The organism is Chamaesiphon sp. VAR_48_metabat_403, assembly GCF_031422475.1.
Classification (GTDB): Bacteria; Cyanobacteriota; Cyanobacteriia; order Cyanobacteriales; family Chamaesiphonaceae; genus Chamaesiphon.
Genome location: NZ_JANPLS010000002.1, coordinates 1 through 11,785 on the forward strand (window position 1 = coordinate 1; position 11,785 = coordinate 11,785).

Consider the following 11,785-nt stretch of genomic DNA (forward strand, 5'->3'; position numbering starts at 1 on the left):
CACCGCAAACCCAACCTTGCAGACACCATCAACCAATAGTGTTATCGTCGGGGTGGATGTCTCCGAAAGTCGCCTTGCCATTTGCAAAAAGATATTGCACAAGTACCATCTACAATCAACTCCGACTTTAGCGGAACAACCCAGTAAAAAAGTCCGCATTCGAGTTTATTGTTCCGATGGAACTACCTTTGATCAACTACAGGATGACGACAACAATTTGCCTACGTTAGTCTTTGATTCCCAAACTGCCACTCTCGCCCAAATCTATCCAGAACATGTTTGGATCGATATTACCGATCTAGAAATATCGCTAACTAAAGCCGAACTCAATTGCTACTGGATTGATAAAGTTAGTAAATATTTAACCAATTTAGGTTTGGTTGTCAAATCTAGTTTTCCATTTGAAGATCTATATAAATCTTTGATTAGTGAAGCGATTGATGGTTTCGCACTAGCTATTGCTGGTGTCAAGGTTGTATTTATTCCCAGTCACGATCTAGATTTAGCTGGTTTTGAAGTTCAGCAAGAGTGGGTCGATCTGAGTAATTGGGCTGCTGATTATTACGTGCCAATTCAAATAGATCGCGAGCATCATTATTTACACCTCTGGGGCTTTATTTCGCATCGATCGATCCAAAAAACAGCAACTCTAGATCGAACTTTACGTAGTTATGAAATTGCTGGGAGCGATCTGATTGAGGATCTCCAAATTTTATGGATGAGTTGTGAATTAGCCAGCGAGCGATCGTTAGCATCGGAGCGGGGTGAAATTTCTGCGCTCGCGCCTGTTTCGACAGCGGTAATTCAAAGTGCGATCGAGCAATTACGAGCGCATTCCTCGCTATTTTCGCCGCGCCCGATCTTACCTTTCGAGCAGTGGGGCGCAATTATGAATGAGCCGGAATATTTGAAGTTATATTTAAATCCAGTCCCAGCAATTACCAAAATTGCTAATTGGTTCCGAGATCGCATTTCGACTAGCGATGCTATTCTAGATCGCGGTTGGTTGACGATCGAACAAATCATCGATCGACCGCAACTTTTACCGGGCTATTATCAGAGTCTTTCTCATCCAGATAATTTAGAAATTAGCCCCAATCGGTCGCATTTAGAGCGCGATTTTTACCGAGTAGTTAATAATTTTTATGCCAATCAAACCTCGAACCCCAAAGTAGAGATTCCTCCCGAAATCGAATCGCCCTCGTTATTACTAATCTATTTAATCAAACATACTACTGACGAAACTCTGCGTTGGCAAGCCGCAGAATATTTATGGAGCATTACCCCAGATAATAATCAAAACTGGCACCGCCGTATTAAAGATTTAGGTTTAGTAATGAAGGGGCATAAACTAGGATTGATGGTAGCAGCAATTCCCTTGCTCGATGGCACTTATGCAATTTTAAATCGAATTTATCCGATCGGTACTGAAGCATGTTTACCGCCTAATGTCAGGCTAAATCTTTTGTCAGAAAGTGGCGATCGGTTGTATCGAGTTGAAAGCCGAGCGACAGTGATGGATAGTTATATTCAACTGTATTTTACTGCTAGCATCGGCGATCTATTTAATGTTTGTGTGGCAATGAATGATGCTAGCATTACCGAATCTTTTGTTATCTAAGCTTTAAGTTAATCTCTGGTTTTAGTTACATTCTGTAAAGAAAAGGCGATCGCAATCTAGCTTTACGTTAGATTAAAACTGGAGGAGGTGTTTTTCTCTCATTATGATTAGATGCGAGGTTGATGATGAGTCATGTTTGTATAATAGATCTAACCTCCAAACCCAATCCAGATATTATCTCGGCAAGATTGACAATTGCCACGATCGACGATAAAACTGGTGCGATAACAAATCCTCACGCTGTCGGTAATGGTACCTTAGATGTCGAACCATTGGTACGACTCAATCGGCAAATTATTGAAAAATTCAAAGTAGCAACTTGCGATCGACAGTATCTCGGAGGCATTCAAATACCAGATACAATGGTTAACCATGTAGCCGATCGCATGAATGAATTGCGAACTAATGTTAGTGAATTGCAACAATTACTCGATCGGACATTTACCCAAACTTCTTGGTCGAAAATTCGCGAAGAATTACTACAAAGTTTGATCGGTATCGCACCGACAGAGCCGATCAGATTAGTTATCCTTACAGATAATTGCGATCTGCAATCGATCCCAGTCGAGAATACTGCTTTCATTACCGATGTTCTGGGTAAAAACAATCGATCGGTAAGCGTCGTATTCGCACCGAGGGAGCAGCAAAAAAAACTTGTCTGGCAAGATATTCCTAAGATTTTATTAATACTTGGCAGTCAAAAAGGTATCGAAAAACCGATCGATATTAATGAAATAAAAAAGTACTTCCCCGCGCCAGCTAGCTTTGAACTGCTTCACCATCCAGCTAGAGAAGAAATTCTCAAGACAATTAGCGATCGCGCATTCGATATCATTATTATTATCGGGCACAGCCATGCAAATCTAGATGGCATCGATGGCAAAATTACCATCGATGAAAATTTGGGTAGTATCTCGATTCACGAACTAACTCAACCTTTTAAAAATAGTGTTAAAAAAGGATTAAAACTAGTAATTTTAGCAGGTTGCTCTAGTATCGGTGTTGCTAGAGCCTTAGCCGCCGATAAAATTGGCGTACCAAATGTCATTGCCTTTAGAATTCCCGTCCATTATCGCGTACTCAGACTATTTCTAGATCGATTGCTCGATTATTGGATCGATCGATCTTACTCCTTAGAAGTTGCCGTCACTCAAGCCAGAGGAGAATTAAAAATTTACGATGGGGATGCTCCCGGCGCATCAATTTTACCAATTTTATTCACCTCACCCTGGGATTTACCACTCAAATTTCCCAAAAAAATTGTCCCCCTGTGGCAAAAAATCTTACATATCTTGGTATTTCATCCCCTATTAACTAAAAAGATTAAAGGGAAAGAAATGAAAATACCACTGATTGTAATTGTGAGTATATTAGGGCTAATTGCCTGGTGGAGCTTACCCAAAACTCCGCAACTAGCAGCCGCATGTAATACCATTCAAGGCGATAGCATTAGCTGTGGCGAGGAAATATTATTCAAGCAGCCAAACATTTCTCCCCAAGCAGATAAACAGGCAGGTGCTAATGCAATTGCTGAGGGTAAATATCCGGTAGCCGTAACATTATTAACTAGAGCTTGGAATGCCAAAAAAGATCCTGAAACGCTAATTATGCTAGAAAATGCCAAACTAGTAGGGCAAAATCTACCAATTAGAAGTATCGCTCTCACAATTCCAGGTTCTCAGTCTACGCCAATAGATATTCCCACGAGTATGCTAAAAGCAGCAGCATTCGCTCAAAAACAGTGGAATGCAGATACTCATCATACCTGGAAGCTGCAAATTGTCTTAGTAGACGATCGCAATGATAAAAATTACGCACCGAAATTAGCAGGTAATGTGCTCAGTCGCAATCTATTAGCCGGAATTGGCAGCTATGCATCGGAAGTGACATTGGCAACTAAAGATATTTATCAAAAAAATCAAACTGTCTTAGTAGCGGGTACGAGTACTTCTACCGCGCTTACTAGTATGAGTCCCGATAATTTCTTCTTCCGCGTTTGCTCCAGCAACAAAGTTTCTGGTAAAGAAATTGCTAATTATATTAAAAAATACAAATATACTAAAATTGCTTTATTTCATACTAGTGGTAGAACATTTAGCGATTCAATGACAGCAGCATTGAAAGCTAATAGTCAAGGGGTGACGATTGTCGAAGAATTTAATTTTGAGGCGAGAGGAAATGCAATCGACGATCTCAAACGTGCTAGACTTGCCGGAGCGCAAGCGATCGTCTTAATCCCTGATGCCTATACCAGTGACGCACCAGAGCGCGATCGGTTATTATCGATTATTGAAGCAAATAATGGCGAACTACCAATTATTGGTAACGAAGTCGTTAAAGATCAAACTCTTTTCAATCGGTTCAAAGCGCGCCAACTTCAGAAATTAGTAATTAGCCTCACCTGGCACCCTTCCAGCTATCGCAATAACACGATCTCCGAGCCAGATTTTTGGGGCAATAAAGCGCAACTAGATCACCGAATTGCGATGACTTACGATGCCGCGCAAGTCCTGATTCAAGCATTAAATCGATTGCCCAACGATCTCCAGCCGATCGACGCACGCCAACAAATTCAAAAAATTATTAGCAGTTCTACCTTCACTTTACCCGGAATCACAGGCGAAATTAGCTTTATCGGTAGCGATCGATCTCAGTCAATTAATAGTATCGTCCGACCCAAATGTACCGCAACTCAGTGCCAGGGCTTTGAACCTGCAATCTAATTGGCGGGGAGCGGGGAGATGGGAGATGGGAGATGGGAGACGGGGAGACGGGGAGACGGGGAGACGGGCTTGCACTGAGCGGAACCGTAGCGTAGCGTCTCCATAAGGAGAAGTGGAGACGGGGAGAGAAAACAGGATGCTTGCGTCCAAATTCACTATCCACTATCCACTATTCACTAGTAACTACGTCTCAATCGCCAGATATGAGTCTACCGATCGGTTGCGAAAAATGTCATAATATCAGGTGGTCTCAGCTTTATCTAAAACTCTATAGCTCTTCGACCGTGCGATAACCAACAGTTGTGTAAAGATATTAGTAGATAAAATTAATTTAGTTTATGACTCAAATCGCCAATTCTGCTGACGTACCAGATCTCGGTCGTCGCCAATTCATGAATCTGCTCACCTTCGGCACGATTAGTGGAATGGTGCTTGGTGCTGCATACCCATTTGTAGCATATTTCGTGCCCCCAGCTAGCGGCGGTGCTGGCGGCGGTGCTTCCGCTAAAGATGCTAAGGGTGACGATGTTAAAGTCAGTGCGTTTATTGCTGGTAAAGTCAAAGGCGATCGCGAATTGACTCAAGGTTTAAAAGGCGATCCTACTTATATCGTGGTTGCTGATGGCACGATCGTCAACTACGGCATTAACGCCATCTGTACGCACTTAGGTTGCGTCGTACCTTGGAACAAAGCAGAAAACAAATTCATGTGCCCCTGTCACGGTTCTCAGTACGACGAGACAGGTAAAAAAGTACGCGGCCCCGCACCATTATCGCTACCCTTAGCTCATGCTGCCGTAACCGAAAACGACACCATCTCGCTCACGCCTTGGACAGAAACCGACTTCCGCACAGACGAACCCGCTTGGTGGGCATAAATTTAGTTAACTCAAAATCCGTATATTATTAATTTTCTCCGTCTGTCATCCTCCAACCTATGAAATTAACTTTACTCCAAGTCTGGCAAAACAGTCAGCGACTATTGACCAAAACCCTAGTCGTCATCTTGGCAAGTGCTGGCATCTTCATCGCCAACGATATCGCCGTTCCGCAATCGGCTGCTGCTTACCCCTTTTGGGCGCAACAGACCTACCCAGCCACTCCCCGCGAACCAACAGGTAGAATCGTCTGTGCTAACTGTCACCTCGCCGCCAAGCCTACCGAAATCGAGGTTCCTCAGTCTGTCAAACCCGATACCGTGTTTGAAGCTGTCGTCAAAATTCCTTACGACCAAAGCGTGCAGCAAGTCACCGCTAATGGCGTAAAAGGCCCCTTAAACGTCGGTGCAGTCTTAATGCTCCCCGATGGCTTCAAAATCGCTCCTGAAGACCGTCTTTCCGAAGAAATGAAGGAAAAAACGCAAGGGTTATATTTCCAACCTTATGGTGAAGGTAAAGAAAATATCGTCATCATTGGCCCCTTACCGGGCGATAAATATCAAGAAATCATCTTCCCCGTTCTTTCTCCCAACCCTAAAACCGAAAAAGGCATTTACTTCGGTAAATACCAAATCCACGTCGGCGCAAATCGCGGTCGCGGACAAGTTTACCCCACTGGTGAGAAAAGCAATAACACCGTCTACAACGCTTCTGTAGCTGGAAATGTTACCTCAATTGCCAAGCAAGAAGATGGTAGCACTCAAGTCACCATCCAACCCGCAACTGGCGAAGCCGTCATCGAGAAAGTCCCTGCTGGCCCAGAATTGCTAATTGCTGAAGGTACTGCGGTTACTGCTGGACAAGCAATTACCAGCAATCCTAACGTTGGTGGTTTCGGTCAAAAAGATATCGAAATCGTCTTACAAAATCCCGATCGCATTCTCGGTCTGGTTGCATTTGTATTCATGATTATGCTATCACAAATCCTCCTAGTCCTCAAGAAAAAACAAGTCGAGCGCGTTCAAGCAGCCGAAATGGAGTTCTAGATCGATCGTCATTAACTAAAATATATCGATTAAATCGATCGAGCTGCACTAGTTTTCAGAGCTAGTGCATTTTTTTGCTTTAAACAATACCATCAGCTTGAATAATTTTAGTCTTATCTGGATCGAAGTATTCTCGAAATTTAGTATCGTCCCACTCACAGTTGAGTTCGACATAATAAGGTCGCATAATTGACTCGTAAAATGGTTCTAGCCATTCAAGATCGGCGGCTAAAGCATCTCGTTGTGATATTTTCATAAACTTCTATTAAAAGATCGATCTACATCCTCGCCGTACTAGTGTCTAATTCAAGAGAGCTGGGATCTAAATTATCGCTTAACTTTTGGGCAAAATAGGGATGTGGGGTGTTAGTTTGCATGGTATGACCTTGATGTCAGGGTCTAGTTTTCTCCTACTCCCTGTCTCGAACAGCTTGCTGTCTGCGCCAGCAATCGCACGCATCACCGTCGGGGAACAAAGGCACAGCTTAGAATCGCTATTCCCTATTTCCTATTCCCTATTCCCTATCCCCTAACTTAGTATGCTGTTGCTAACGGAAAGCCAAGTTGAATTCAAGGATGTCATTAATCCAGGTGGAGATCGATCGATTCCAGTTATTGGCGTTCTTTATCAGAATAAACTTTTTAAACATCTCAAATCTTTTCCTAAAGATAAATTAGAATCAGCACAGCAATTAACGCGTCAATTATCGCTCGATCCTACCGTAGTGTGTTTGATGCTAGAAGAAGCCGATCGATATACTATTTGGTGTCAAGATGCTAAATTACAATCGTATGATGCTAGTCCAACCGAGCGGAATATTACTACTCCAATCGGTAAAATTGACTTAAAAGAACTAGTACGAGAAATGCGAGATATTGGCGGGGTGAAAATCAAAGATCGTCGCTATCGGCTGACTATTTATCCACGCTGTATGGTAGGTAGCGAAATGACTACCTGGATGGTGCGGCGATTCTTTCTGGCGGAAGCTGATGCTGTCAAATTAGGACAACGCCTCATCGATGAAAAACTCCTGCACCACGTCACCGATTCTCATCCTTTTGAAGATGGTTTATTTTTCTATCGGTTTTATTGGGATGAATAATATTCGCCACTAATATTTTACCGATCGCGTCCTACTTAAATTAGCAATAAAAATCGACCAGATCGAACGCCATCTTAAATTTTAAATCCTCAGCATTAGTACGTTAAGCTATGGATAAATACAACCAGATATAACTCCCACCCATCTCATCAGATTTCGATCTTGAGCCATCATGAAATCTCCCATCAATTCGCGACAAATATCGATCCTAATTTCGCTAGTATTTATCGGATTTTTTATCTCAGCAATGCCAGCTTGGGCGCAGAGTGCTACGAGTACGGGATTCAACCCGCAATTATTACTTAAAAATGCGCTAGAGTGGATCGAAGGTTTGGGTGCGATCGGTGCTGTTGCCTTTATTGGCATTTATATTGTGGCGACTGTCGCCTTTTTACCCGGTTCGATTTTGACGCTCGGTGCTGGTGTGGTATTTGGAGTCTGGCTGGGCGCGTTATACGTTTTTATCGGGGCAACATTAGGTGCGACAGCCGCCTTTTTAGTCGGTCGTTATTTAGCCCGAAATTGGGTTGCTAAAAAGATTGCTAATAATGATAAGTTTAACGCGATCGATCGCGCCGTTGGCAAAGAAGGCTTAAAAATCGTCCTTCTCACCAGACTCTCGCCGATTTTCCCCTTCAATTTACTTAACTATGCTTTCGGGCTGACTGGCGTATCGATTCGGGATTATATCATCGGTTCGCTCGGCATGATTCCTGGTACGCTCATGTACGTCTATATCGGTTCCCTCGCTGGCAATTTAGCACTGATCGGTACCGCAACTCAACCCACCAATCCCACCCTCCAATGGACGATTCGGATCGTCGGCTTTATCGCAACGATCTCTGTAACAGTTTACATTACCCGCATCGCCAAACAAGCATTAAACGAGTTAACAGTTGAAAGTGAATAGGTTTTAGGTTTTAGGTTTTAGGTTTTAGGTTTTAGGTTTTGGAACTGCGTTCCTTCGTTTTTCATCCCACACCCCCCTGGTGGTTGAGCTACGGTGTATACACAAGTCGGATAGACTTCGTTTTGAGATCCGAATCCCCCTAACCCCCCTTTTTAAGGGGGGAACCGGATCCGGAAGTCCCCCTTAAAAAGGGGGATTTAGCGGCGTTTTTATTAGGGGGTTACCCCCGAATAAAAAAACGAAAAGACAGGGGGATTCTCACCAATTTCGCTTCTCACCAAAGATGTGTATACACGGTAGGGTGGTTGAGCGGAGCCGTTGGCGATAGCCTGCCGTAGGCACAACCACACTCCCCACACTCCCCACACTCCCCACACTCCCCACACTCCCTACCTCCCACACTCCCCATGACACAACTCCTCACCCCAATGGATGCCTACAACCAAAAGCTGCTGGCAGACGTGCATCCGCCGGATTGGAGCGATCCGCAACCTGCGGCTATTTATGACTTAGTAGTCATCGGTGCGGGGACAGCGGGTTTAGTCGTCGCGGCGGGTGCGGCGGGGTTGGGATTGGGTTTAAAAATTGCCCTGATCGAACGCAATTTAATGGGCGGAGATTGCCTGAATGTGGGCTGTGTACCCTCGAAAACCATGATTAGGTCTGCGCGGACGATCGGCGAAATTTGGCGGGGTGCGGAGCTAGGCATTCGGGTAGATAATGTCGAGATTGATTTTGGGGCGGTAATGGAGCGGATGCGGCGGATTCGATCGCAAATCAGTCATGCCGATTCCGCCGCGAGATTTGCCAGTCTGGGTGTGGATGTGTTTTTTGGCGATGGCAAGTTTGCCAGTCAAGATACCATTACTGTCGGAGATCGCGTCCTCAAGTTTAAAAAAGCTGTCATTGCCACGGGTGCGAGAGCAACTGCCCCCCAAGTACCCGGACTGGCACAAGCTGGCTACCTGACTAATGAGACGGTATTTTCCCTGGTAGAGCGTCCCCGCAGGTTAGCCATTATCGGTGGTGGCCCAGTCGGTTGCGAACTGGCACAAACTTTTCAACGATTGGGATGTGAGGTTGTATTATTACATCGCGGCGATCGATTATTAAGTAAGGAAGATCCTGAAGTTGCCGATGTTTTGCAGCAGATTTTAGTCAAAGAAGGTGTCAAGCTCATTTTGAATTGTCAGTTACAACAGGTAAGTGCAGATGAGGCTGGTAAAATGATTACCTATCATATTAACGGTCGATCGGAAAGTATTACTGTAGATGAAATTTTAATCGGCGCGGGACGTACTCCAAATATTGAAAGCCTCAATCTTGCCCAAGTGGGAGTCGATTACGATGCTAAAGGAGTCATCGTTAATGACTACTTACAAACCACTAACCCCAAAATTTTCGCCGCTGGCGATGTTTGTATGAAATGGCAATTTACCCATGCTGCCGATGCCGCCGCACGCATAGTGATTAAAAATACTTTATTTTCACCATTTGGGCTGGGTAAAAGTAAACTCAGTAGCCTAGTGATGCCGTGGGTAACATATACCGATCCAGAAGTCGCCCATGTCGGATTATCAGAAGCTGAAGCCCATCAGCAGGGACTAAAATTCAATACAATTAAAGTCTTACTTTCAACTGTCGATCGGGCGATTACCGATGGCGAAACTGAAGGATTTGTGAAAGTAATTCACCGTCAAGGTAGCGATGAAATTTTAGGTGCGACGATTGTTTCCAGTCATGCTGGCGAAAGTATTTCACACATTACTACCGCAATGGTAAATAAGCTCGGACTGGGCAAACTCAGCAATACGATTCAACCCTATCCGACTCAATCAGATGCCATCCGCAAAGCCGCCGATGCTTACCGTAAAACCTTACTAACACCTCGCAATCAAAAGATCTTAGGATTGCTAACTAAGTTGTCTTGAGACATTCATCCAAAAACAGACTTCTTAAAAATCCCCTCCGTTCGCGAAGCATCTCCGACAGGAGAGGAGGGGATGTTTTAACAGATTTAAGCTTTAATATACTTTTCAAAAATATTGCTAAAATCGCGCTTTGTATAACGTTCCAACATAGTAGCATTCAGATTAGTCAGAATGGCATTATAGTGTTTGACGATCGTTTCTTCACTCTCGACTTTATCGATTTTGTACATCGAAGACATCGCTTCGAGACACAGCACTGCATTGGCACGGGCGATTTTTTCTTTACCTTGAATTTTACCGATACTAATTAGTGCCTTGTAAATATCTTTAAGTGCTTCGATACATTTCTTTTCGAGATCGATGCTGAAGGGCATGACACCTGCCAACGTAAACTTGAGTTCGACATCTAAATCGATCGTCCCAGCAGTTTCGATCGATACTTGTGAAACCTCATGGCTAGAATAATCATATCGTTTGACAGCTCTTTTACTGGAAATTGCCGAATCGCCATCAACATGAATTAGGGCTAGATTGGTAAAACAATATTCATCCTTTTTAGATTTAATCAAGAAAAATATCTTTTCGCCATCTTCATGGAAGACATAATCATCGGCAGCAACTTTGTCATAATCGGCAGGAGGGACAATAACGCCGATATCGCTGATACCTAAAGCTTCTGATGCAATTCTTTTAAACATTGGCAACCTCCAAATAGTATATCTACTATACCCAAAATTGTCCGCATAATCGATTCGTAAATCGATCGGTAAAATTACTCATTCAAATGCTCGGAGACAGTCCGATACAAATCGAACACATGACGATCGAGCAGTTGATAAAATACATGTCTTCCATGTTTGCGATAACTCACCAATCTCAACGCGCGCAAGGTTTTAAGCTGATGAGATACAGCCGAATCGCTCATTCCTAACGCCAGTGCCAAATCGCCGACGCACAGTTCCGTATTTGCTAGCAGCGATAAAATTCGCAACCGATTGGGATCTGCCAAAAATCCGCCATCCGCTGCGCTTTATCTAAATCTAGTGCTGGCGAATGAGCGGTGTCGATTGGCATCTGATGGAGATCGTCACAGGTTAATCGATCTCGATTTTTAAGTCTCTCAGTTCCCCAGTCCCCCAGTCCCATCTTTTATTAATTTGCGAGCCGATAATAAAAAAAGTCCCGATTCTGACATCCATAAAGTTAGAGATGTGTATAGTTTGCGGTACGATCTAGTTTTATCACTGGTATATAAAACTAGAAGTTTAGAACAAGAGGGCAAGAGGCTGTGATTAGAGTAGCGATCAATGGGTTTGGGCGGATCGGACGGAATTTTATGCGGTGCTGGCTAGGCAGGAAGAATAGCCACATCGAAGTTGTAGGTATTAACGATACTTCAGATCCTCGCACCAACGCACACTTGCTTCGATACGACACCATGTTGGGCAAATTCGATGCAGATATCAGTGCTGACGACAATACGATTACTGTGAATGGCAAGACGATCAAATGCGTATCCGATCGCAACCCCGATAACTTACCGTGGAAAGATTGGGAGATCGATTTAGTTATC

At 43.8% G+C, this 11,785-nt stretch carries 11 protein-coding genes; 8 read left to right on the forward strand and 3 right to left on the reverse strand.

Annotated features, from left to right (window positions below; translation table 11 throughout):
- The 4 genes from RMO79_RS00095 to petA form a co-directional block, all read left to right on the forward strand.
- Window positions 1-1,621: DUF1822 family protein (locus tag RMO79_RS00095; RefSeq protein ID WP_310481003.1), on the forward strand; the 1,621-nt coding region annotated here is incomplete at its 5' end.
- A gap of 122 nt (window positions 1,622-1,743) precedes the next feature.
- Entirely contained in the window at window positions 1,744-4,344 is a 2,601-nt protein-coding gene (locus tag RMO79_RS00100; RefSeq protein ID WP_310481004.1) for an ABC transporter substrate-binding protein, read from the forward strand.
- A 338-nt stretch (window positions 4,345-4,682) separates the two neighbouring features.
- A complete protein-coding gene (gene petC / locus RMO79_RS00105; RefSeq protein WP_310481005.1) occupies window positions 4,683-5,222 on the forward strand; it encodes a cytochrome b6-f complex iron-sulfur subunit in 540 nt (179 codons plus the stop codon).
- A 59-nt stretch (window positions 5,223-5,281) separates the two neighbouring features.
- The gene (gene petA, locus RMO79_RS00110) at window positions 5,282-6,268 is read left to right on the forward strand and encodes a cytochrome f (RefSeq protein ID WP_310481006.1); all 987 of its coding nucleotides are present in this window, start codon (window positions 5,282-5,284) and stop codon (window positions 6,266-6,268) included.
- A gap of 79 nt (window positions 6,269-6,347) precedes the next feature.
- Here petA and RMO79_RS00115 read toward each other — a convergent pair whose 3' ends face one another.
- Window positions 6,348-6,524 carry a hypothetical protein gene (locus RMO79_RS00115; RefSeq protein WP_310481007.1) on the reverse strand — a complete coding sequence of 59 codons (177 nt, stop codon included), beginning with the start codon at window positions 6,522-6,524 and terminating at the stop codon, window positions 6,348-6,350.
- A gap of 283 nt (window positions 6,525-6,807) precedes the next feature.
- On the opposite strand from RMO79_RS00115, the gene RMO79_RS00120 reads away from it, so the two are divergent.
- The 3 genes from RMO79_RS00120 to RMO79_RS00130 all read left to right on the forward strand — a co-directional run bounded on the left by RMO79_RS00120 (window position 6,808) and on the right by RMO79_RS00130 (window position 10,212).
- Complete coding sequence (locus RMO79_RS00120; RefSeq protein WP_310481008.1) at window positions 6,808-7,371, forward strand: hypothetical protein; 564 nt, start codon at window positions 6,808-6,810, stop codon at window positions 7,369-7,371.
- Between the two features lie 172 nt (window positions 7,372-7,543).
- Window positions 7,544-8,281 carry a TVP38/TMEM64 family protein gene (locus tag RMO79_RS00125; RefSeq protein ID WP_310481009.1) on the forward strand — a complete coding sequence of 246 codons (738 nt, stop codon included), beginning with the start codon at window positions 7,544-7,546 and terminating at the stop codon, window positions 8,279-8,281.
- A gap of 407 nt (window positions 8,282-8,688) precedes the next feature.
- Window positions 8,689-10,212 carry a mercuric reductase gene (locus RMO79_RS00130; protein ID WP_310481010.1) on the forward strand — a complete coding sequence of 508 codons (1,524 nt, stop codon included), beginning with the start codon at window positions 8,689-8,691 and terminating at the stop codon, window positions 10,210-10,212.
- An 86-nt stretch (window positions 10,213-10,298) separates the two neighbouring features.
- On the opposite strand, the gene RMO79_RS00135 is transcribed toward RMO79_RS00130, so the two are convergent.
- On the reverse strand, window positions 10,299-10,910 hold the full coding sequence (locus RMO79_RS00135; protein WP_310481011.1) for a PH domain-containing protein: 612 nt from the start codon (window positions 10,908-10,910) through the stop codon (window positions 10,299-10,301).
- Between the two features lie 74 nt (window positions 10,911-10,984).
- Window positions 10,985-11,221, reverse strand: a complete 237-nt coding sequence (locus RMO79_RS00140) for a metalloregulator ArsR/SmtB family transcription factor (protein WP_310481012.1) — start codon at window positions 11,219-11,221, stop codon at window positions 10,985-10,987.
- 279 nt (window positions 11,222-11,500) lie between these two features.
- On the opposite strand from RMO79_RS00140, the gene RMO79_RS00145 reads away from it, so the two are divergent.
- Window positions 11,501-11,785, forward strand: a 285-nt coding sequence (locus RMO79_RS00145; protein ID WP_310481013.1) for a glyceraldehyde 3-phosphate dehydrogenase NAD-binding domain-containing protein, incomplete at its 3' end; no start/stop codon positions are given.